Origin of the sequence: Salinilacustrithrix flava, from assembly GCF_041228405.1 — a bacterium.
GTDB lineage: Bacteria > Actinomycetota > Acidimicrobiia > Acidimicrobiales > Salinilacustritrichaceae > Salinilacustrithrix > Salinilacustrithrix flava.
In genome coordinates this window covers 2187184-2209266 of record NZ_CP133888.1, presented here as the reverse complement: position 1 = coordinate 2209266, position 22083 = coordinate 2187184, and the positions used below count along the sequence as shown (strand labels likewise).

At 71.7% G+C, this 22083-nt stretch carries 20 protein-coding genes; 10 read left to right on the top strand and 10 right to left on the bottom strand.

What is annotated here, in order from left to right; all coding sequences use genetic code 11:
* Positions 1 to 6 precede the first annotated feature (6 nt).
* Positions 7 to 1407, bottom strand: coding sequence for a class II fumarate hydratase (gene fumC, locus RGQ06_RS10910; protein ID WP_432428961.1), 1401 nt, complete (start codon positions 1405 to 1407; stop codon positions 7 to 9).
* A 73-nt stretch (positions 1408 to 1480) separates the two neighbouring features.
* Between fumC and RGQ06_RS10905 the strand changes: the two genes are divergently transcribed.
* Together RGQ06_RS10905 and RGQ06_RS10900 are read left to right on the top strand one after the other, a co-directional pair.
* Positions 1481 to 2113, top strand: coding sequence for a hypothetical protein (locus RGQ06_RS10905; protein WP_432428962.1), 633 nt, complete (start codon positions 1481 to 1483; stop codon positions 2111 to 2113).
* A 76-nt stretch (positions 2114 to 2189) separates the two neighbouring features.
* Positions 2190 to 2636 carry a hypothetical protein gene (locus RGQ06_RS10900; RefSeq protein ID WP_432428963.1) on the top strand — a complete coding sequence of 149 codons (447 nt, stop codon included), beginning with the start codon at positions 2190 to 2192 and terminating at the stop codon, positions 2634 to 2636.
* A gap of 43 nt (positions 2637 to 2679) precedes the next feature.
* On the opposite strand, the gene RGQ06_RS10895 is transcribed toward RGQ06_RS10900, so the two are convergent.
* Both RGQ06_RS10895 and RGQ06_RS10890 read right to left on the bottom strand, forming a co-directional pair.
* Positions 2680 to 3633, bottom strand: a complete 954-nt coding sequence (locus RGQ06_RS10895) for a DMT family transporter (protein WP_432428964.1) — start codon at positions 3631 to 3633, stop codon at positions 2680 to 2682.
* Positions 3630 to 4718 carry a mechanosensitive ion channel family protein gene (locus RGQ06_RS10890; RefSeq protein WP_432428965.1) on the bottom strand — a complete coding sequence of 363 codons (1089 nt, stop codon included), beginning with the start codon at positions 4716 to 4718 and terminating at the stop codon, positions 3630 to 3632. The genes RGQ06_RS10895 and RGQ06_RS10890 overlap by 4 nt, the downstream gene beginning before the upstream one ends.
* A gap of 67 nt (positions 4719 to 4785) precedes the next feature.
* Here RGQ06_RS10890 and RGQ06_RS10885 point away from each other — a divergent pair, with 67 nt between their 5' ends.
* The 4 genes from RGQ06_RS10885 (at position 4786) to RGQ06_RS10870 (ending at position 10929) form a co-directional block, all read left to right on the top strand.
* Positions 4786 to 7146 carry a helicase HerA domain-containing protein gene (locus RGQ06_RS10885; RefSeq protein ID WP_432428966.1) on the top strand — a complete coding sequence of 787 codons (2361 nt, stop codon included), beginning with the start codon at positions 4786 to 4788 and terminating at the stop codon, positions 7144 to 7146.
* A 56-nt stretch (positions 7147 to 7202) separates the two neighbouring features.
* The gene (locus RGQ06_RS10880) at positions 7203 to 9305 is read left to right on the top strand and encodes a RecQ family ATP-dependent DNA helicase (protein ID WP_432428967.1); all 2103 of its coding nucleotides are present in this window, start codon (positions 7203 to 7205) and stop codon (positions 9303 to 9305) included.
* Positions 9306 to 9328: 23 nt separating this feature from the next.
* On the top strand, positions 9329 to 10054 hold the full coding sequence (locus RGQ06_RS10875; RefSeq protein ID WP_432428968.1) for an NUDIX hydrolase: 726 nt from the start codon (positions 9329 to 9331) through the stop codon (positions 10052 to 10054).
* Between the two features lie 65 nt (positions 10055 to 10119).
* The gene (locus tag RGQ06_RS10870) at positions 10120 to 10929 is read left to right on the top strand and encodes a class I SAM-dependent methyltransferase (RefSeq protein WP_432428969.1); all 810 of its coding nucleotides are present in this window, start codon (positions 10120 to 10122) and stop codon (positions 10927 to 10929) included.
* Positions 10930 to 10942: 13 nt separating this feature from the next.
* On the opposite strand, the gene RGQ06_RS10865 is transcribed toward RGQ06_RS10870, so the two are convergent.
* The 4 genes from RGQ06_RS10865 to RGQ06_RS10850 are packed head-to-tail and all read right to left on the bottom strand — an operon-like array spanning position 10943 to position 14823.
* Positions 10943 to 12628, bottom strand: a complete 1686-nt coding sequence (locus tag RGQ06_RS10865; RefSeq protein WP_432428970.1) for a DEAD/DEAH box helicase — start codon at positions 12626 to 12628, stop codon at positions 10943 to 10945.
* 44 nt (positions 12629 to 12672) lie between these two features.
* Positions 12673 to 13695, bottom strand: coding sequence for a TIGR03617 family F420-dependent LLM class oxidoreductase (locus RGQ06_RS10860; RefSeq protein WP_432428971.1), 1023 nt, complete (start codon positions 13693 to 13695; stop codon positions 12673 to 12675).
* A 15-nt stretch (positions 13696 to 13710) separates the two neighbouring features.
* Positions 13711 to 14157 carry a PaaI family thioesterase gene (locus RGQ06_RS10855; protein WP_432429066.1) on the bottom strand — a complete coding sequence of 149 codons (447 nt, stop codon included), beginning with the start codon at positions 14155 to 14157 and terminating at the stop codon, positions 13711 to 13713.
* Positions 14158 to 14199: 42 nt separating this feature from the next.
* Complete coding sequence (locus RGQ06_RS10850) at positions 14200 to 14823, bottom strand: DedA family protein (RefSeq protein WP_432428972.1); 624 nt, start codon at positions 14821 to 14823, stop codon at positions 14200 to 14202.
* A gap of 34 nt (positions 14824 to 14857) precedes the next feature.
* On the opposite strand from RGQ06_RS10850, the gene RGQ06_RS10845 reads away from it, so the two are divergent.
* Complete coding sequence (locus RGQ06_RS10845; protein WP_432428973.1) at positions 14858 to 15634, top strand: enoyl-CoA hydratase/isomerase family protein; 777 nt, start codon at positions 14858 to 14860, stop codon at positions 15632 to 15634.
* Between the two features lie 76 nt (positions 15635 to 15710).
* Here the strand turns inward: RGQ06_RS10845 and RGQ06_RS10840 are convergent, their stop codons facing one another.
* Together RGQ06_RS10840 and RGQ06_RS10835 are read right to left on the bottom strand one after the other, a co-directional pair.
* Complete coding sequence (locus RGQ06_RS10840; RefSeq protein WP_432428974.1) at positions 15711 to 16352, bottom strand: hypothetical protein; 642 nt, start codon at positions 16350 to 16352, stop codon at positions 15711 to 15713.
* A gap of 50 nt (positions 16353 to 16402) precedes the next feature.
* Complete coding sequence (locus tag RGQ06_RS10835; RefSeq protein WP_432428975.1) at positions 16403 to 17608, bottom strand: acyl-CoA dehydrogenase family protein; 1206 nt, start codon at positions 17606 to 17608, stop codon at positions 16403 to 16405.
* Between the two features lie 114 nt (positions 17609 to 17722).
* Between RGQ06_RS10835 and RGQ06_RS10830 the strand changes: the two genes are divergently transcribed.
* From RGQ06_RS10830 to RGQ06_RS10820, 3 genes are read left to right on the top strand one after another with little or no spacing between them, the layout of a single operon-like run.
* Entirely contained in the window at positions 17723 to 18955 is a 1233-nt protein-coding gene (locus RGQ06_RS10830) for a serine hydrolase domain-containing protein (RefSeq protein WP_432428976.1), read from the top strand.
* On the top strand, positions 18955 to 20508 hold the full coding sequence (amaB, locus tag RGQ06_RS10825) for an L-piperidine-6-carboxylate dehydrogenase (RefSeq protein WP_432428977.1): 1554 nt from the start codon (positions 18955 to 18957) through the stop codon (positions 20506 to 20508). Before RGQ06_RS10830 ends, amaB begins: the two co-directional genes overlap by 1 nt.
* Complete coding sequence (locus RGQ06_RS10820; RefSeq protein ID WP_432428978.1) at positions 20508 to 21641, top strand: saccharopine dehydrogenase C-terminal domain-containing protein; 1134 nt, start codon at positions 20508 to 20510, stop codon at positions 21639 to 21641. The genes amaB and RGQ06_RS10820 overlap by 1 nt, the downstream gene beginning before the upstream one ends.
* Here RGQ06_RS10820 and RGQ06_RS10815 read toward each other — a convergent pair.
* Entirely contained in the window at positions 21590 to 22024 is a 435-nt protein-coding gene (locus tag RGQ06_RS10815; protein ID WP_432428979.1) for a YchJ family protein, read from the bottom strand. The genes RGQ06_RS10820 and RGQ06_RS10815 overlap by 52 nt on opposite strands.
* Between the last annotated feature and the right edge of the window lie 59 nt (positions 22025 to 22083).

The window sequence follows — 22083 nt, the reverse complement described above, 5'->3', positions numbered from 1 at the left end:
CGCTGATCAGTCGGCGCGGGTCATCGACATCGGGTCGACCCACTCGTCGAACTGCTCGGCGGTGAGGTGGCCGGAGGCGATGGCGGCGTCCCGCAGCGTGGTGCCCTCGGCGTGGGCCTTCTTGGCGATCTCTGCGCCCTTGTCGTAGCCGATGTGTGGGTTGAGCGCGGTGACGACCATGAGGTTCTGCTCGAGGTTGTGCCGGATCCGGTCGTGGTCGGGCTCGAGCCCGCGCGCGCAGTGCTCCTCGAAGGAGGCGCTGGCGTCGCCGAGCAGGGCGATGCTCTCGAGCACGTTGTGAGCCATCACCGGCTTGAACACGTTGAGCTGGAAGTTGCCCTGCGACCCGCCGAAGGCGACGGCGGCGTCGTTGCCGAAGACCTGGACGGCGACCATCGTGAGCGCCTCGGACTGGGTCGGGTTCACCTTGCCGGGCATGATGCTCGAGCCCGGTTCGTTCGCCGGGATGCGCAGCTCGCCGATGCCGTTGCGGGGGCCGGATGCCTCCCAGCGGATGTCGTTGGCGATCTTCATCAGCGCGCCGGCGAGGGTGCGCAGCGCGCCGCTGGTGGCGACCAGCGCATCGTGGGCGGAGAGCGCGGCGAAGCGGTTGCCGGCCACCCGGAACTCGTGCCCGGTGCGCTCGGCCAGCTCAGCAGCGGCGACCGCGCCGAAGCGGGGGTGGGCGTTGAGCCCGGTGCCCACGGCCGTGCCACCGATGGCCAGCTCGAGCAGGCCCTCCTCGCTGCGCCGCACCTGCTCGAGGGCCCAGTCGATCTGGTGGACCCAGCCGCCGATCTCCTGACCCATCGTGATGGGGGTGGCGTCCTGCAGGTGCGTGCGCCCGACCTTGACCACGTCGGCGAACTCCACCGCCTTGTCCCGCAACGTGTCCCGCAAGGCCAGCACCCCGGGGTAGAGCTGGCGGTGCAGCTCGAGCACGATCGCGATGTGCATGGCCGTCGGGAAGGTGTCGTTGCTCGACTGGCCCCGGTTGACGTGGTCGTTCGGGTGCACGGGCGCCTTCGACCCGATCTCCCCGCCGGCCATCTCGATGGCCCGATTGGAGATGACCTCGTTGGCGTTCATGTTCGACTGCGTGCCCGAGCCTGTCTGCCACACGACGAGGGGGAAGTGGTCGTCGAGGTCGCCGGCGATGACCTCGTCGGCGGCCCGCTGGACCAGCTCGGAGATCTCCTCGTCGAGCTCACCCAGCTGGGTGTTGGCCCGAGCGCCAGCCCACTTCACCAGGCCGAACGCCTCGATGATCGGTCGGCCCCACACGAAGCGGTCACGGCCGATCGGGAAGTTGCCGATGCTGCGCTGGGTCTGGGCACCCCAGTAGCGGTCGGCGGCGACGTCGATGCCACCCATGGAGTCGGTCTCGGTGCGGGATTCGGAGGCCATGGGCCGACGGTATCGGCGCCCGCCCCCGGCGACTCCCGGGTACGGCACGGATGGCAGCGGTACGGTCATGGCCATGGTGGTGATGGTGCTGGCGCTCGTCGCGGTCGCGGTCGTGGCCGGCCTCTCCCTCCTCCGGGGCCGGCATCGTTCGCACACCTCGGCGCTGATCCACGTGGACGACCTGGCGGTCGGTGCCGGGCCGGCCGTGTGCGCCATCACCGGCGAGCCGACCGACCACTGGGTGCGGGTGTCATCGAGCGAGGGCGGGTTCCAGGGGTGGTGGATGATCCTGGTGCTGTTCGGCCCGGTCGGCTGGATCGCGCTGGTGGTGCTGGCGGCGATGGCCCGTCGACCGAACCGGGTGTCCGGCGTGCTGCCCATCTCCGCCGAGGCGCTCGACCGCTACAACGCCGCGGTGGCGACGTCGCAGCGAGCCATCATCGCCGCGGGTCTCGCCATGGTGGCCTGGATCGGGGCGGTCGTCTGGGACGGCGGCGGCATCGGAACCCCGGCGATCGTGGCGGTCAGCGCGCTCGTCGGCGTGGGCGTGGTGGTGTGGCTCGGGGCGAGCATCGCGGCGCCGTTCCGCTGGATCGACCTGGAGCTGGACGGCTCCGGCCGCTGGGTCACGGTCACCCGCGCCCACCCCGAGTACGCCGCCGCGCTCATGCGCCACAACGCCAGCGTCCACGTTCGCCGCTCGTGACCGGCGCTCCTGGCCGGGACCGGGATCGGCCGGTGCCTTACGGTGCGGCCGTGGCCCCCTCCCCCGTCCCGTTCCCATGAGCCGCCTCGACGAGGTCGCCGAGCAGGACGGGTGGCGGTGCTGGCTCTGCGACGAGCCGGTGGACCCCGACATGTCGGTGAACGACGCCCGGGGCCCGAGCATCGACCTGCGCACGACCAAGGCGAAGGCGAAGAAGAAGGGCGTCGGCGGTCAGGAGCGCCTGGCCCACCGGGGCTGCAACACCGGCAAGGGCGCCAAGGACCCGGTGGTGCCGTGGCCCGAGCACCTCTTCGTCGTGGATCCGGCCGTCATCCTCACCGCGGTCGAGCGCCTGGAGCGCAAGGGTGGCCGGGAGGTCATGGCCCGCTGTCCCACCGCCGAGGATGCTGACGCCGCCGCCGAGTGGCTGGCCGACCGGATCGGACGCCTGGCACCGAACCTGGGCGCCACCACCGAGGTGGACGAGGGCGGCGGCCAGTACCTCGTGTCGCTCCGAGCCTGACCAGGCGCTACACCGGCACTGCCAGTTCCCCCCCGAGGGTGGATCAGGTGGGCTCGCGGATGGCGATGGGGGCCGGGGGCGCCGCACGCTCCGGCCGGGACGCGAAGTAGGCGCCGACGACCACGAGCACCACGCCGACGACGGCGATGATGCCGACGCGGTCGTCGCGCACCAGCACCCCGAGGACCATGGCCACGACCGGGATCAGGTACGTGGCCATCGACGCCCGCGTCGAGCCCACCGATCCGACGAGCGTGGCCATGATCACGAAGGCGATGCCCGTGCCGACGGCACCGATGAAGGCCACTGACAGCGCCGGGCCGAGCTCGAACGACGACCCCGGGATCGACCACAGGCCGAACGGCGCGGTCCACAGCGTGGCCAAGGCGAGCATCCGGGCCATCACGGCCAGCGATCCGTAGCGGCGCTGGAGCGGGGCGGCGATGTTGATGGCGAAGCCGTAGCAGACGGTGGCGCCGAGGGCCATGAGCACACCGATCCACGCGTTGTCCCCCTCCCCGAGCTGGTCCAACGACACCGCCATCGTGCCGGCGAGGCCGACGACGAGGCCGGCGGCCTGCGTCGGACCGGGCTGCGTGCGCAGGAGCACGCCGGCGACCAGGGCGGCGAAGATCGGCATGGAGCCGTTGAGCATGCCGGTGACCGCGGAGGAGATGTGCTGCTCGGCCAACGGGAACAGCGTGAAGGGGATGCCGACCCACAGCAGCGACAGCAGCACCATGCGGAAGCGGTCCTCGGGGTCGAGCCGGGTGCGGGCCTTGGGCACCACGTTGAGCACGGCGGCACCCAACGCCACACGACCCCAGGTGATGAGCCCGGGCTCGACCGAGTCCAGCGCGATGGCGATGAACATGAACGACGAACCCCAGATCAGGGCGATGCTGACGAACAGGCCCCAGTCGGCCACCGAGAACGCCCCGGGGTTCAGGCTGGCGGTGGCCTCCAGCGCGCGGGCCCGGACGGGCCTGCTGGTCAAGCGCTCGGGGCGCCGGCCTCGTCGCCGGCGCCCTCCGAGCCGTCCTCGAGGGGGCCGCCGTCGCTGTCGGTGGAGGAACCCGCTTCGCGCCGCACCCACATGACCTGCTGGGGGAAGGGGATCTCGATGCCCTCCTCGTCGAAGCGGTCCTTGATGCGGCGGTTCAGCTCGCGGCTCACCGCCCACTGGCGACCGGGCTGGGTCTTGACGACCAGGCGGATGGCGATGCCGCTGGCACCGAGGGTCTGGATGCCCCAGATCTCGGGCTCCTCGAGGATGTCGACGCGCCAGGTGTCCTCGCGCCACAGCTCGTCGGCGACCTCCTTCACGACCTGCTCGGCCTTGCCGAGGTCCGTGGAGTAGGCGACCTCCACGTCGAGCAGGGCACGCGCCCACTGCTGGGACATGTTGCCGACCCGACGGATCTCGCCGTTCGGCACGTGCCAGACCGTGCCGTCGACCCCTCGCAGCTTGGTGGTGCGCAGGTTCACGACCTCGACGGTGCCGATGGCCTCGCCCACGTCGATGACGTCGCCCACGCCGTACTGGTCCTCGGCCAGCATGAACAGGCCGGAGAGGAAGTCCTTCACCAGTGACTGGGCACCGAAGCCGAGGGCGACGCCCACGATGCCGGCGCCGGCGATGAGCGGCGCCAGGTTGATGCCGACCTCGGCCAGGGCGGTGATGACGGCGATCGAGTAGATGACGATGCTCGCCGTGCTCTTCAGGACCAGGCCGATGGTCTGGGCCCGGGAGGCGGCCCGCAGCGGTTGCACGGCGATGGTGGACTGCAGCGGCCTCGGCGTGTACTTGCGCAGCCGGCTGCGAGCCTCTTGGCCTTCCTCGTCGGTCATGTTCGCCACGAAGGAGCCGATGGACTTGCGCACCAGGCGGTTCACGACCCACGCGATCACGAAGATGATCAGGATCCGGAGCGGCACGGTGGCGAGCCAGTCGGCCACCCGGGCGAGGAGGTCGTTCTCGGTCCACGTGTAGACGTTGCGGCACACGAGGCCGGCCTCTTCGGCGGTCTCGACCTCGCACGCGATCCGGATCTCTTCGGGGGTCACCTGGAAGAGGGTCACGGCGCGCACCGTAGCGACGGGCCCTGACAGCGACACACCCATCTCCGGCCACCGGTAGGTTCCCGCCATGGAGGCCGAGCTGACCCTGGGCGAGACGATCGACCCCGCCGAGCACGAGCGCACCGGCACGCCCCTGTCCATCGACGCATCGGACCTGACGACCCACGGCGTGATCGTCGGCATGACCGGCTCGGGCAAGACCGGGCTCGGCGTGGTGCTGCTCGAGGAGGCGCTGCGGGCCGGCATCCCCACCCTCGTCCTCGATCCCAAGGGCGACATGACCAACCTCGCCCTGCGCTTCCCCGGCCTGTCCACCGAGGAGTTCGCGCCATGGGTCGCGCCCGGCGCGGATGCCGCGGCGACGGCGACGACGTGGCGGGAGGGCCTGGCGGGCTGGGGCCTCGACGGCACCCACGTCGCCGAGCTCGAGGGGCGCAGCGACGTCACCGTCTACACGCCGGGATCGACGGCCGGGGTCGCAATGGACCTGGTCGGGTCCCTGTCCGCGCCCCCGGGAGCAGACGAGGAAGCCCGGGCCGACGAGATCGACGGCCTGGTCAGCGGCTTGCTGTCGATGGTGGGCATCGACGCCGACCCGCTCTCGTCCCGGGAGCACATCCTGCTCTCGAACCTGGTGCAGCGGGCGTGGTCGACCGGGGAGGACCTCGACCTCGGCCAGCTGGTCCACCAGGTGCAGGACCCGCCCATCCGCAAGCTCGGCGTGCTCGACCTCGACTCCTTCTACCCGCCCGACGACCGCACGGCGCTCGCCATGCAGCTCAACGGGTTGCTCGCGTCCCCGTCCTTCGCTGCCTGGTCCCAGGGTGTGCCCATCGACATCGGCTCGATGCTGTCGACCGAGGACGGCCGGGCCGCGTGCTCGGTCATCTACCTCGCGCACCTGTCCGAGGAGGAGCGCCAGTTCGTCGTCACGCTGGTCCTGTCCAAGCTCGTCACCTGGATGCGCGGCCAGTCGGGCACGCCGGACCTCCGGGCCCTCGTCTACATGGACGAGGTCTTCGGCTACGTGCCACCGTCGGCCGCCCCGCCGGCGAAGAAGCCCATCCTCACCATCCTCAAGCAGGCCCGGGCGTTCGGTGTCGGCATGGTGCTCTCCACCCAGAACCCGGTCGACCTCGACTACAAGGCCATCTCGAACGCCGGTACCTGGATGATCGGCCGGCTCCAGACCGAGCGCGACGTGGACCGCCTGCGCGACGGCCTGCAGGCGGCATCCGGGTCCGTCGACGTCGAGCAGCTGCGGGCCACGATCGCCGGGCTCGGCAAACGGGAGTTCGTCCTCCACTCGACCAAGGCGTCGGCCCCCTCGGTCTTCACCACCCGTTGGGCCCTCGACTACCTGGCCGGGCCGCTCACCAAGGACCAGGTCGGCGCCCTCCCGGGCCAGGCCGCCACCGCACCGGCGTCGGCGGCGACGACCACGTCCACGGCCAGCGCCACGCCCGTCGAGCAGCGGGCGGTGGAGGTCGGCGAGGACGAGACCCCGGTGCCGCCGGCGGTCGCCGACGGCGTGCCCGTCCGTTGGGTCGACCCCGCCGCGCCGTGGCTCCCGGAGGTCGGCGGCGATCCGACCTCCCCCCGCCACCGTGCCGGGCTGGCCGTCCGGATCAACCTGCTGTTCGACGAGACCAAGGCCGACCTGCGCCACACCGAGGAGTTCGAGTGCGTCCTCGTCGGGCTCGGCGAGCACCTGGACCCCGCCGAGCTCGTCACCGTCGACTACGACGACCGGGACCTGCGCGAGACCGCCCCCACGCCGGCCGTCTACGAGCTGCCGGCGGCGCCGATCGGCACGTCGACCTGGTTCCGGGATGCCCGGAAGGCGGTGGTCGACCACCTCCACGCCGAGCGCACGGTCACCGTGCTGCGCAACGCCGAGCTGAAGCTGTGGTCCCGGCCCGGCGAGTCGGCGGAGGACTTCGCCGTCCGCTGCCGGGCCGCGGGCGAGGAGGCCGCCGAGGCCGACGCCGCGAAGGTCCGGGCCAAGCTCGAGCGACGCATGGGCACCATCCGCAAGGCCATCGACCGGGAGCAGACCCGGGTCGCCGAGCTCGAGGCCCGCGCCGGCGACGCCAAGCAGCACGAGCTGATCTCCGCCGCCGGCGACCTGCTCGGCTCCTTCCTCGGCGGGCGTCGCTCGGCCCGCTCGATCGTGTCCAAGGTGAAGGGCGTCTCGTCCCGCCGGAAGCAGACCTCGGCGGCCGGGCAGCGCCTCGAGACCGCCCTCGCCGGCGTCGAGGCCAAGACGGTGGAGCTGGCCGACCTGGAGGCCGAGCTGGTCGACGAGCTCGCCGAGATCGAGGCTGGGTGGGCCGACGTCGCCGATCAGGTCGAGGAGGTCGAGGTCGGGCTGGAGAAGAACGACATCGACGTCCGCCAGCTGGCGCTGATCTGGGTCCCCACCTGACGATCTGCTCAGGTCTCATCGCGTTGCTGTCGGTGGGCGTCGTTAGGTTCGCCTCCGTGGCCCTCACCGCTCCCCCACGCCCCACGACCGCCGAGGTCGAGGCCGAGCTGACCGAGCACGTCCGCGCCCTCGCCGGACCCGACGCCGTGCCCCGGCCCGAGCAGGTCGCCGCCGTGCAGGCCGTGGTGGCCGACGGCCGGCGCACGCTGCTGGTGGCCCGCACCGGGTTCGGCAAGTCGGCCGTGTACTTCTCCGCCACCCGCATGCTGCGCGACCGCGGGTGGGGGCCCACCGTCGTGGTGTCGCCGCTGCTCGCCCTCATGCGAGACCAGGTCGCTGCCGCCCAGCGGCTCGGCCTCGTCGCCGAGACGATCAACTCGTCCAACACCGACGAGTGGGACCGCATCGAGGCTGCCATCACGTCGGACGCCGTGGACCTCCTGCTGATCTCCCCGGAGCGGCTGGCCAACCAGGGCTTCCGAGAGCGGGTCTTCCACCTGCTGCTCGAGCAGCCGATGGCGCTCGTGTGCGACGAGGCCCACTGCATCTCGGACTGGGGCCACGACTTCCGCCCCGACTACCTGCGCCTGCGCCACCTGCTCGACGAGCTCCCGTCGTGGACGCCGGTGCTGGCCACCACCGCCACCGCCAACCAGCGGGTCACCGACGACGTCGCCTCCCAGCTCGGGTCGGACGCGCTCGTGCTGCGCACCACGCTGGATCGCGAAGCCCTGCACCTCTCGGTGGTCGACCTGCCCGACGACGCCCACCGCCTGGCCTGGGTGTCCGAGCACCTTGACGAGCTGCCCGGTTCCGGCATCGTCTACTGCCTCACCCAGGAGCAGGCCGGCCAGACCGCCGAGTGGCTGCGGCTGCGGGGCCACGCGTGCGAGGCCTACACCGGCGGCACCGAACCCGAGCAGCGCCTCGTGCTGGAGGAGCAGCTCCGGGCCAACGAGCTGAAGGCACTGGTCGCGACGTCTGCGCTCGGCATGGGCTTCGACAAGGGCGACCTGGCGTTCTGCGTCCACCTCGGCCTACCACCGACGCCGGTGGCCTACTACCAGCAGATCGGCCGCGCCGGCCGTGCCCTCCAGCGAGCCGAGGTCGTCGCCCTCCCCCGCCCGACCGAGGACGCCGCCGTGTGGCGTTGGTTCGAGCAGGTGAGCCTGCCGCCGGAGTCCACCTGCGACGAGGTGCTCCTGCAGCTCTCGTCGTCCCGACCCACATCGGTGCCCACGCTCGAGTCCGTCGTGAACCTCGGACGCAGCCGGCTGCAAACGCTGCTCAAGATCCTCGAGGTCGACGGCGCGATACGGGCGGTGAAGGGCGGCTACCTGCTCGCCGACGAGGGCTGGACCTACGACCGCGACAAGGCCGAGCGGCTCCGCCGGCTCCGGCGGGAGGAGTCCGAGCAGATGCTGGCCTTCGCCGACCGTCCCGGCTGCCGGCTGCGGTTCCTGCGCGAAGCGCTCGACGACGCCGAGGCCGAGGACTGCGGCCGCTGCGACCGCTGCCTCGGCACCGTCCGCACCACCGACCTCGACCCGGAGCTGGTCGCCGAGGCCGGGCGGCACCTGCGTGCCGGCGACGTCGGCATCGAGCCCCGCCGCCAGTGGCCGACCGGGCTCGACGAGCCCAAGGGCCGCATCAAGCCCGACGCCCAGGCCCGGTGGGGTCGGGCGCTGTGCCGGGTGGGCGACGGCGGCTGGGGGCCGATGATCGACGAGGTCCTCACCGGGGATCGCCTGCTCCACGAGGACATGGTCCGGGCCGTCGCCGGCGTGCTGAAGCGCTGGGACTGGGAGCAGCGACCGGGCTGGATCTGCCCGGTGCCGTCCCGTCGGCGCCAGGGCCTCATCGACCGGCTGTGCTCGGGCCTCGGCCAGCTCGGCAAGCTGCCCGTCCACCCGGCCCTGGTCCGCATCGAGGACGGCGGCTTCCAGGCCGACCAGGCCAACTCCGCCCACCAGGTCGCCAACGTGTGGGGGCGCTTCACCGTGGACCCCGACCAGCTGCCCGAGGGCGGCCTGCTCGACGGTCCGGTGCTGCTGGTGGACGACGAGTGCGATTCCCGCTGGACATTGACGGTGGCGGCCCACCTGCTGCGGGAGGCCGGCAGCGGCCCGGTGCTGCCGCTGGTGCTGCGCAGCCGCTGAGCCCCGGCCATACGGTGCGCACCGTGGATCTCGACTTCGGGGACGCGCTCCGCGCCCACCTCAGCACCAACCTGGGACGGCACGACCGCCTCGGCTTCGACCTCGGCGAGCGGCGTCACGCCGCCGTGGCAGTGGTCGTGGTGGACAGCGACGCCGACCTCCACGGGGTCGACGACGAGCGCATCGACGCAACGCTGCTCGCCGACATCCCCGGGGCCGAGGACATGGCGCTCACCGGCAGCGTGGCCGGCACCGCCGGCGGGCCGGCGGTGCTGCTCACCCGACGAGCCAGCCGGATGCGGGCCCACGCCGGGCAGTGGGCACTCCCCGGCGGCCGCCTCGACGCCGGCGAGACACCGATCGACGCCGCCCGTCGGGAGCTGCAGGAGGAGCTCGCCCTCGACCTGTCCGACTCCGCGGTGCTGGGCGTCCTCGACGACTACCCGACCCGGTCGGGCTACGTCATCACGCCGGTCGTGCTCTGGGGTGGCGCCGACCCGGCGATGGAGCCGCAGCCCGACGAGGTCGCCTCCGTCCACCGGATCGCGTTCCGCGAGCTGTGCCGTCCGGACTCGCCCCGGTTCGTCACCATCCCCGAATCGGAGCGCCCGGTGGTCCAGGTGCCCATCGGGGGCGACCTCATCCACGCCCCCACCGGCGCGGTGCTCCTGCAGTTCCGACGGGTGGCGATCGAAGGGGTCCACGAGCGGGTCGACGGCTACGAGCAGCCGGTGTTCGCCTGGCAGTGACGGGCCGGCTGGTCGACGAGGCCCGGCCATCGACGCCGGACCCACGGCGTGCGATGATCCCGCGCATGGCGACGGTCGCGGAGCACTACGGGCGCTCGGGCGCCCTCGCCAAGGTCCAGGCGGGGCTCGATCGCATCGCCCCCGACGGCGGGGCGGTCTCCCTCGAGCAGCTCGCCGGGTTCGACCACTTCCACACCGGCGGCCTGCTGGCCACCGAGCGCATGGCCGCGCTGCTGGCACCGACAGCCGACGACCTCGTGCTCGACGCAGGTGCGGGGCTGGGCGGACCGGCCCGGCTGCTGGCCGACCGGTACGGGTGCCGGGTCATCGGGATCGACCTCACGGAGGAGTTCGTCGAGGTCGGGCGCCTGCTGAACCGCCGGACCGGCCTGGAGAACCTCGTCGACCTGCGTGTCGGCGACATCACCCGGATCGACCTGCCGGACGCGTCCGTCGACCACGTCCTCACCCAGCACGTGGCGATGAACATCGCCGACCGGGCCGGCCTCTACCGCGAGCTCCGTCGTGTCCTGGAGCCCGGCGGCCGCCTCGCCCTCTTCGACGTCGTCGCCGGCGACGGTGGCTCGCTGCTCCTGCCCGTCCCGTGGGCGACCGAACCGCACCAGAGCCACCTCGTCACCGCCGACGAGCTCCGCACGCTGCTGCGTGGCAGCGGCTTCACCATCGACGTCGACGAGGACCCGACGCCGGTCATGCTGCCGATGATGCGCCAGATGCTGGCGGCGCCGTCACCCGACACGCCGCTGTCCACCGCGATGTTCATCGACGACCTGCAGACCAAGGGACCTCGCTACCTGCAGAACCTGGCGGAGGGCCGGACCGGGCTCGCGCTGATGGCCTGCACCGCCACCTGAGCGGTGCTCGGCGCTACTCGACGAAGCGGCGGGCCTTCACCGGCTTGCCCCGCACCGAACCCTTGTTGAGCGCCTTGATGACGTCCTCCACCGCGCCCTCGGGGACGCCGACGACGGCGTAGGTGTCGCCGATGCGGATCGGCCCCACCTCGCGGCCGGGGATGCCCGCCTCGTTGGCGATGGCCCCCACCAGGTCGGCAGGGCGCACGCCGGCCTTGGAGCCGAGGTTCACGTACACCGAGCCGGTCGGGCCGTCGGGGGTGCGCCGGCCCCGGTCGCTGCGACCGGCGGGCTTGCCCTTGGCGCCCTTGTCCCAGCTGCCCTTGTCCTTGCCGCCCTTGCCGCCCTTGGGCCCCTTCATCGACGCGCTGGGGATCTCGGTCTCGTCGACCGACCCCTCGGCTTCGCGGAGGAGCTTGATGGCGGCGAGGGCGATGCTGCGGTCGTCGAACTCGTCGAGCGCCTCGAGCACCTCGCCGAACTCGTCGATGTCGCCGGCGACGAGCACGGCCTCCAGCGCCTCGGCGGTCCGCTCGATCTGGGTGGCGCGGAGGTCGTCGACGCTGGGGATCCGGGCCACCTCCAGGCGCTGCTTGGTCAGCCGCTCGATGTTCTCGAGCAGGCGACGCTGGCGTGGCTCGACGAGCGTGATGGCAGTGCCGGTCCGCCCGGCGCGACCGACCCGCCCGATCCGGTGCACGTACGCCTCGGGCGCGGCGGGTACGTCGTAGTTCACGACGTGGGTCAGGGTGTCCACGTCGAGGCCGCGGGCGGCCACGTCGGTGGCGATCAGCAGCTCGGCCGTGCCGTCGCGCAGGCGACCCATGACCCGGTCCCGCTGCTCCTGGTCCATGCCGCCGTGCAGGGCCTCGGCCCGGTGGTTCCGGCTGTTCATGGTGACGGTGAGCTCGTCGACCTCGGCCCGGGTCCGGCAGAACACGATGGCCGAGGTGGCCGCCTCCACGTCGAGGATGCGCCCGAGGGCGGCCGCCTTGTGGTGGCGGTCGACGACGTAGGCGGTCTGGCGGACCAGGTCGGAGTCGGTGCCGACGTCGCCGGCCTTGATCGTGATGCGCTTCGGATCCCGCTGGTGGCGCTCGGCGATCGCGGTGATGCGACGGGGCAGCGTGGCCGAGAACAGCACGGTCTGGCGCTCGCTCGGGGTGTGCTCGAGGATCGTCTCGATGTCGTCGGTGAAGCCCATGTCGAGCATCTCGTCGGCTTCGTCGAGCACCACGGTGGTGATGGCGTCGAGCTTCAGTGACCGGCGGTTGATGAGGTCGATGGCCCGGCCGGGGGTGGCGACCACGATGTGCGCGCCCCGCTCGATCGACTTGAGCTGGCGCTGGATCGGCTGGCCGCCGAAGACGGCCACGACGCGCACGCCGAGGCTGCGCCCGTAGTTGGACACCGCCTGCTGCACCTGCATGGCCAGCTCGCGGGTCGGCACGAGGATCAGCGCGGTGGGACGGGTCGCCGGCACGTCACCGAGCCGGTGGAGCAGCGGCAGCGCGAAGGCGGCCGTCTTCCCCGTGCCGGTCGCGGCCTGGCCGAGCAGGTCCGAGCCCTCGATGAGCACAGGGATCGCCTCGCGCTGGATCGGGGTGGGCTCTTCGTAGTCGAGCTCGACGAGGCGGGCGACGAGCTCCTCGCGCAGGCCGAGGTCGGCGAAGGAGGTGACGGGGTCTTCAGGGCTCACCCCCCAATGCTCACAGGCCGGGGCCGCTCAGGGGCAATCCCGGATCAGTGCAGGGCGGCGGCGACCTCACCCATGCGGGCCAGCGACCTCGGGTCGCCCTGGTGCATCTCCTCGGCGAAGTACAGGATCAGCCGGTCGGCGATGCCGTCGTACTTCGTGCGCAGCACGTCGGCCAGGTCGTCCCATGCGGCCTCGACGGCGAAGTGGGCGAGCATGTCATCGGTGATGAGGGCGGCCATGCCGGCCATGTCGCCGGCCTTGAGCTTGTCGTTGATCGCCGAGGACGTGCCCTCGAAGCCGAGCATGTCGAACATGAAGGCGTAGTTCTTCGTCGACCCGTAGAACGCGATCTGGAACTTGGCGCGCTCGCGCCAGCGGGCCCGCTCCTCCTCGGTGTCGCCGACGACGGTGAACACCGGCACCGACAGCGTCAGGTCGTCGAAGGTGCGGCCGGCGTCGTCGGCGCCCTCGCGGAGGCCGGGAAGCAGGTTGTCGTCGAGGTAGGTGCGGGAGTGGAAGGGGTGCACGTGCACGCCGTCGGCCACCGCACCGGCCATCTGGACCATCCACGGGCCCACCGCGGCGATGTCGACCGGGGGGTCGGGGTGGTCGATCGGACCGGGCGACCACATCTGGGGCATGAGCGAGAGCTCGTGGTACTCGCCGTCGAACTCGAGGCCGTGGCCCCGGAACGAGGAGAACAGCGCCTTCACCGCCTGCACGTACTCGCGCATGCGGGGGCCGGGCGGGTCGAAGTCCACGCCGTAGCGGCGCTCGATGTGGGCCCGCACCTGCGTGCCGAGCCCGAGGCGGAACTTCCCGTCGGTGATGTCCTGCAGCTCCCAGGCGTTGGTCGCCGTCACGGTCGGGCTGCGGGGGAACGCCACGGCGATCCCGGTCGAGAGCGACAGCCGAGGGGCGGCCAGCGCGGCTGCGGCGACCGACAGGTACGCGGTGCGGCCCGACTCGACGTAGACGATGCCGTCGAGGCCGGCCCCGTCGACCGCTCGGGCGAACTCCTGGACCTTGTCCAGCCGGCGTCCGCCGGCCATCACGTGCAGCTCCATGGGTGCTCCTCTCCCCTATCGGGGGTCCTGGATCGAGACGGTGCCCTGCGCTGCGGCTGCGAGGCGGGCGCCACCCTCGGGGGTGTCGTTGGTGACGTCGATGCGAACGACGGCCGTGCGGCGGCTCATCGAGATGATGTCGGCCCGGGCCCGGAGCACGCCGTCGCGCACCGGACGCAGGAGGTTGAGCTTGAACTCGGTGGTGGCCGCCCACTGACCCGACGCCATGACCGGGTACATCACCGAGCCGAGCACGTGGTCCGCCAGCGCGGACACCACGCCGCCGTGGGCGGTGCCGAACGGCGTGAGCAGGTCGGCCCGCACGTCGAGCTCGGCCTCGATCCATCCCGCACCGCACCCCGAGTGGCGGATGCCGAGGAACCCCATGAGCCCCGCCTCGAGCATGGGGTTGGTGCCGAGCATGCCCTCGGCGGTCTGTTCGGAGTAGTTCGGGAACTCCAGGGACGGGTCCGCCATGGCGACGGACCATAGTTGACCGATCGGTCAAGAAGCGGCGGGCTCGTCGGAGACGTGGCGTCGGACGACCCGGTACAGGCGGTAGAGGATGAAGGCACCGACGGCGAGCAGCATCGCGTTGGTGAAGTACGAGCTGTACTGGTCGACGGCGTCGTAGTTGTCGCCGAGGATCGAACCGAGCCAGGTCAGCACGCTCACCCAGAACGCCGTGCCGATCAGGTTGAGCACGAAGAACCGGCCCCAGCCCATGTCCTGGATGCCGGCGGGGATCGCGATGAAGGCGCGCAGCCCGGGGAGCAGGCGACCGATGACCACCCCCCACTGGTCGTGGCGGCGGAAGAAGTCCTGGCCCCGCTCGAGGTTGTCGTGGGTGAACCCGAGCCACCGCCCGTAGGTCGCCAGGAAGTCGTCGACCTGGTCCTCGGAGAACCGACGGGCGAGCGCGAAGAGGGCGAGCGACCCGGTCTGGCTGCCGGCGATCCCGGCTGCGCCCGCCATCCAGATGTTCAAGTCGCCTCGGGATGCCGTGAACCCGCTGAAGGTCATGACGATCTCGGACTGCACCACGGGGAAGAAGATCTCCACGATCATCAGCAGGTAGATGCCCGGGTAGCCGATCGTCTCGATGAAGGTGGTGACCCAGTCGCTCACCCTTGGCCCGTACCCACCCGTCTAGGTTCCGACCATGAGCGACGCCGGACTTCGCATCGACCGCCACGGCGACGTCGAGGTGCTGACCCTCGACCGTCCCGATGCTCGCAACGCCCTGACCTTCGAGCTGTACGACGCCCTGGAGACCGCTGTCCGGGAGACCTCAGCTCGCTGCCTGGTGATCACCGGCGCCGACCCCGCCTTCTGCTCGGGCGATGACGTCAAGCAGGTGATGGTGGGCGCCGGGGAGGCCACGTCGTCGAACCTGTCCCGCTCCCCTCGGCTCACCCCGGCTGCCGACGCGCTCCTGCACACCGACGTGCCGGTCATCGCAGCCGTCAACGGTGCTGCGGTGGGCTGGGGCATGGAGCTCGCGCTCATGGCCGACATCCGCATCGCCTCGGACCGGGCCAAGTTCGGTGAGCTGTTCGTGCTCCGGGGCCTGGTGTCCGACGTCGCCGGCATCGGTCGCCTCGCGCAGCTGGTCGGGCGGGAGAACGCGGCCCTGCTGCTCTACACCGGCGCCGTCATCGACGCGGAGCGCGCCGAGCGCATCGGCCTGGTCTCCTCGCTGGTCCCCCACGAGGACCTGCTCCCCGTGGCGCTGCGCCTGGCCGAGGAGATCGCGTCCCGGCCCCCACTCGCCGTCCAGTCCATCAAGCACGGGCTGCGCAAGGCGCTCGATCCGGACTGGACCGAGCTCGGCCGTTGGGTCTCCTCCACCCTCGCCGACCTGTTCCGCACCGAGGACCACAAGGAGGGCGTCGCCGCCTTCCTCGAGAAGCGGCCGCCCGAGTTCACCGGGCGCTGACCACCGAACCGAACCGGGCCGCGTCAACCGCCACTGCGTGCGTGCCCCGCGGCCCAGAACCGATCGTGAGCGAGCCTCAGCGGTCGGTGACGTCGACCGTTTCGGCCATGTCGTCCAGCACCTCGACGGCCTCGTCGTAGCCGATGTCGTAGCCGAGGTCGTAGGCGTCGAGGAAGAGCGTCGCGTCGCCGCGCACCTCCGACAGGTCGACCATCCAGCGGACGTAGGCCGTCCCCTCGGGGTACAGCCCCTCGGCCTCCTGCTGCCCCTCGACCCGCACGGCCGGGAGCCCGTCGATCGTGGTCTCCTCGCGCGCCCCGTCGCCCGGCGCAGGCTCGACGACCTGCTCGAAGGGAACCGGGTCGACGAACGCGCTCACCACGCCCGTCCGCTCGTCGGTCGCGGGCGCGGGCTCGTCCAGCGGTGCAGGCCCGAACTGGCCGCAGTCGCTGACGGCCTCCCAGTCGCCGGGGAACGAGATCGTGAAGCCGTCCAGCGACTCGCACGACTGGTCGAGCTGCGCCTGGTCGGCCCCGTCGCCGGCGGTGGTCGGCGGGGCGGTCGTGGAGGTGGTCGAGGTCGTGCTCGACGTGGTGCTGGTCGTCTCGGAGGAGACCGTGGATGGGTCGCCGGAGGCGGCGGGGGGCGTGTCGTCGTCGTCACCGCAGGCACCGGCGACGAGCGCGAGCGCGGCGAAGGAGAGCATCAGGCGTCGCATGGCCGGTCCCTAACCGAGGAGGACCGGGCGGTAGAAGGTCCGCCGGTGGGCTACCGGGGGACCTCCTTCCAGGGCAGGTCCTTGTCGACGCGCGGTTCGCCGGGCAGGCCGAGCACCCGCTCGCCGAGGATGTTCTTCATGATCTCCGACGTGCCGCCCTCGATGGAGTTGGCCCGGGACCGCAGGAACATCTTGCGAGCCGAACCGGGAGGGCCCTCGAGCCCGATGGCGTCGGCTCGGCGCATCTCGAAGTCGTAGTCGACGAGGCCCTGCGCGCCGAGCAGGTCCACGCAGTACGCGTAGATGTCCTTGTTCACGAGGGCGAGCATGAGCTTGGAGATCGACGACTCCGGGCCGGGGTTGCCGGCCTTGCGGGCCTGGCCGGCCCGGATGTTGGTGAGGCGCAGCGCCTCGGCCTGCACCCACAGCTGCATGAGCCGGTCACGGTGGGCGTCGGTGCGAGCCCAGTCGGGCAGGTCGTTCCAGATCCGCACGGCCTCGGCGATGGGGCCGGAGCCGGCCGGGCGGGGACCGCCGCCACCACCCCCGCCGATGGATGTGCGCTCGTTCATCAGCGTGGTCATCGAGACCCGCCAGCCGTCGCCGATGTCGCCGATGCGGTCGGCGTCGGGGATGCGGACCTCGTCGAGGTACACCTCGTTGAACTCGGCCTCACCGGTGATCTGGCGCAGCGGGCGCACGTCGACGCCGGGGGCGGTCATGTCGACCATGAAGTAGGTGAGACCCTTGTGCTTGGGCTGGTCGGGGTCGGTGCGAGCGACGAGCATGCCCTTGTTGGCCAGGTGGGCCATGGTGTTCCACACCTTCTGGCCCGACACGACCCACTCGTCGCCGTCGCGCACGGCCTTGCACGACAGGCCGGCCAGGTCGGAGCCGGCGCCGGGCTCGGAGAACAGCTGGCACCAGGCGTCCTCGCCCGTGTACATCCGGCGCAGGGTGCGGGACTTGAGGTCCTCGCTGCCGTGGCTGACGACGGTGGGGCCGGCGAGGGCGAGCCCGAAGAACTGGGTCTGGTCCATGCTCGGCCCGCCGGCCTCGCGCAGCGCCTTCTCGACGATGCGCTGGTGCGTCGGCGCCAGGCCCATGCCGCCCCAGCCCTCGGGGAAGTGGATCCAGGCCAGACCGGCGTCGTAGACGGCACCCCGGAAGGTGACCTTGTCGACCTGCTTCGGGTCGTGCTCGGCGAGCAGCTGCTCGACCGCCTCGGTCACGCGGGCTTCGTCGGTCGTGCTCATCGGTTCCCCCTGTGCGGCATCGCGAACTCGTGTCGCTGGCATCTGAGCCGGTGGCCACGCGGACGGTCAAGATCACCGACGCCGGTGCAGGAAGCCCGCGTAGGGTCCCGCCCCATGGCGCTCGAACCCACCATCGATCCCTCCGAGGTCGGCGTCGACCCCGGCCGGCTCGCCCGCATCGACGAGCTCACCCACGCCTACGTCGACGACGGGCGGTTCCCGTTCGTCCAGCTGCTCGTCAGCCGGCGGGGCGAGATCGTCCACCACGACCTGTACGGCTACGCCGACCGGGACAGCGACCGGCCGATCCGGGACGACTGCATCGTCCGCGTGTACTCGATGACCAAGCCGGTCACGAGCGTGGCGCTGATGATGCTCTACGAGCAGGGCAGGATCCTGCTCGAGGACCCGGTCTCGAAGTACCTGCCCGCCTTCGCCGATCCCCGGGTGTTCACCAGCGGCAACCAGCAGCGCTACGAGACCCGCGAGGCAGCCCGGGAGATCACGGTCCACGACGTGCTCACCCACATGTCGGGCCTCACCTACGGCTTCCAGAACCAGCACGCCGTCGACGCCATCTACCGCACGCACGGCCTCGGCGACTTCAGCCCGTCGACCCGCAGCCTCAGCGAGGAGATGGAGCTGCTCGGCAGCCTGCCGCTGCAGTTCGATCCCGGCACCAGCTGGTGCTACTCGATGTCCACCGACGTCTGCGGCGCCATCGTCGAGGTCGTCAGCGGCATGGCCCTCGACGAGTTCTTCGAGCGGGAGATCTTCGAGCCGCTGAAGATGCCCGACACCTCGTTCTGGGTCGAGGGCGAGGACCGCTGCGCCCGCTTCACCACGAACCACCTGTTCTTCGGGGGCACCACGAGCGTGATGGACCCGTGGGACAAGTCCCTCTACCACCGGCGCCCGCCGATGCTCTCCGGCGGCGGCGGCCTGGTCTCGACCATGGCCGACTACCACCGCTTCGTCCGGATGCTGGAGCGTGGCGGCGAGCTGGACGGCGTGCGGCTGCTGTCGCCCCGCACCGTGCGGTACATGGCCAGCAACCACCTCCCCGACGGCCGGGACCTCAACGACATGGGCCAGGTCGGCTTCGCGGAGTCGGCCATGGAGGGGATGGGCTTCGGCCTCGGGTTCAGCGTGTCCGTCTCGCCGCAGGAGAACCGGGCCATCGGCTCGCCGGGCGACTACGGCTGGGGCGGCGCCGCCTCCACGGCCTTCCGCATCGACCCGGTCGAGGAGCTGAGCTTCGTGTTCCTCACCCAGCTGCTGCCGTCGTCGACGTACCCGATCCGGCGGGAGCTGCAGTCCACCATCTACCAGGCGCTGGTGGACTGATGGAGCAGGCCTCCGGAATCCTCTCGGCCGCCGGGCTCGCCGACGACGTGCTCACCGGCGGCGACCTCGACGTCCGCACCCCGATCGACGGGAGCCTGCTGGCGTCGATCGCCACGGTCGATGCCTCCGACGTCGACGGCGCGGTGCAGCGGGCGTCCGATGCCTTCCGCACGTGGCGCGACGTGCCTGCGCCCCGTCGCGGCGAGCTGGTCCGGTTGCTCGGCGAGGAGCTGCGGGCCGCCAAGGACGACCTCGGCGCCCTCGTCTCGCTGGAGTGCGGGAAGATCCGCCAGGAAGGCCTCGGCGAGGTCCAGGAGATGATCGACATCTGCGACTTCGCCGTCGGCCTGTCCCGCCAGCTCCACGGCCTCACCATCGCCTCCGAGCGGCCGGGTCATGCCATGCGGGAGACCTGGCACCCGATGGGCCCCTGCGCGGTGATCACCGCTTTCAACTTCCCCGTGGCCGTGTGGGCGTGGAACACCGCCCTCGCGCTGGCGTGCGGCGACCCGGTGATCTGGAAGCCGTCGGAGAAGGCGCCGCTCACCGCGCTCGCCACCCTCGGCATCTTCCAGCGCGCGGCCGAGCGATTCGGTGACGCACCTGACGACCTCGTCCAGGTGGTGGTCGGCGACGCCGAGGTCGGTCGGGCCCTCGCCGAGCACCCCGACGTGGCGATCGTGTCCGCCACCGGCTCCACCCGCATGGGCCGGGCCGTCAGCCAGGCCGTGGCCGCCCGCCTCGGGCGCAGCATCCTCGAGCTCGGCGGCAACAACGCCATGATCGTGGCGCCCTCCGCCGACGTGGACCTGGCCCTGCGAGCGGTGGTCTTCTCCGCGGTGGGCACGTGCGGCCAGCGCTGCACCAGCCTGCGCCGGCTCATCGTGCACGACGACGTCGCCGACCGGCTGCTCCCCGCCCTCGAGCGCACCTACGCCGGACTGCCGGTGGGCGATCCCCTCGCCGACGGCACCCTCGTCGGTCCCCTCATCGACGGCGCCGCGTTCGACGCCATGCAGGCCGCCCTGGACCAGGCACGCGAGCAGGGCGGCACCGTGGTCGGCGGCGAGCGCATCACCGACGCGGTCCCAGCGGCAGACGACGCCGAGGGCTTCTACGTCCGCCCCGCCATCGTGCACATGCCGGCCCAGACCGACCTCGTCCGCACCGAGACGTTCGCCCCGATCCTCTACGTGCTGCGGTACCGAGACCTCGACGACGCCATCGCCATGCACAACGACGTCCCCCAGGGCCTGTCGTCGTGCATCTTCTCCACCGACGTGCGCGAGACCGAGCGGTTCCTGTCGGCCACCGGCTCCGACTGCGGCATCGCCAACGTGAACATCGGCCCGTCCGGCGCCGAGATCGGTGGGGCGTTCGGTGGCGAGAAGGACACCGGCGGCGGACGGGAGTCCGGCTCCGACGCCTGGAAGGGCTACATGCGCCGCCAGACCGCCACCGTCAACTGGTCCCGGGAGCTCCCGCTCGCCCAGGGCATCGTCTTCGACGTCGAAGGCGGCACCACCGTGCCCATCGATGGGGAGGCACCTTGATGCCGCTGCAGTCCGTCGCCGTGCTCGGCCTCGGCAAGGTCGGCCTGCTGGCGGCGCGCCTGCTCGACCAGCTCGGCTACGACGTGAGCGGCCACGACCTGCGCCAGCCGAGCGAGGAGCTGCCGTTCCCCGTCCTCGGCACCGACGTGTCCGACGCCGACGAGCTCGGCCGGGCCCTGGCCGGGTCCGACGCCGTGCTCTCCTGCCTGCCGTACCACTGCAACCGCTTGGTGGCCGAGGTCGCCCACCGGCTCGGCATGCACTACTTCGACCTCACCGAGGACACCGCCACCACCGAGGCCATCCGGGCCATGGCCGAGACCGCCACCGGGCTCATGGCCCCCCAGTGCGGGCTCGCCCCCGGCTTCGTGGGCATCGTGGCCGCCTCCCAGGTCGAGTCCTTCGACCACTGCCGGGCGATCCGCATGCGGGTCGGCGCCCTCCCCCAGCACCCCACCGGCCTCCTCGGCTACGCCTTCAACTGGTCCCCCGAGGGTGTGGTGAACGAGTACCTCAACGACTGCGAGGTCATCGAGGACGGGGTGCGCAAGTGGGTCTCGCCGATGGAGTGGAAGGAGGCCGTCTACGTCGCCGGCACCAAGCTCGAGGCGTTCACCACCTCCGGCGGGCTCGGGACGATGTGCGACACCTACCTCGGTCGGGTCGAGAACCTCGACTACAAGACCATGCGGTACCCGGGCCACATGGACCTGATGAACTTCTTCTTCCACGAGCTGCTGCTGCGCGACCGCCGGGAGCTGGCCGGGGAGATCCTCACCCACGCCAAGCCCCCGGTGGACGAGGACGTGGTGTACATCCACGTGTCCTCGGAGGGCACCGCCGACGGTGAGCTGCGCCGCATCGAGTACGCGCGGGCGCTGCTCCCACGCGAGGTCGCCGGCACCACCGCCCGAGCGATCGCGTGGACCACCGCCGCCTCGGTCGTGGCCGTCATCGACCTGGTCCGCGACGGCGTGCTGGTCGATCGCGGCTTCCTCCGCCAGGAGGACGTGCCGCTGCAGGCGCTGCTCCGCACGCCGAGCGGCAGCCTCTTCGAGCGACCCGGCGAGGGCCAGACCGTCTACGACGCCTGGTGGCGACCGGGCGCCGAACCGGGTTCGGCGTCCACGTAGACCCAGCGGCCGCGGTGCCGGGTGAACCGGCTCCGCTCCCGGACCGTCGCCACCTGGCCGAGCTCGTCCACCCGGGCCTCGAACGCCACGACGCCCTCGTCGTCGTCGGGGCCGCCAGCCACCACGTCCACCACGTCGAGGCCGAGCCAGCGCTCGGCGCCCATCTCGACCGCATCGGGCCGGGTCGAGGGGTGCCAGGACGCCAGCAGGTGCCGCTCGTCGTGGCGCACGTAGGCCGTGTAGCGGGAGCGCATGAGCGCCTCGGCGGTCGTCGCCGGCTCCCCGCGGAGGATGGGAAGGCAGCAGCGGGCGTCGCGCTCGCCCGACCCGCAGGGGCACGGCTGCACCACGGCGAACGACGGCTTGGGGGTCGACGAGGTCATCGCCGGGGAGTGTGCCAGCCGCTCCCGTCGGAGCCGAGACGTGAGACTCCTGACACACT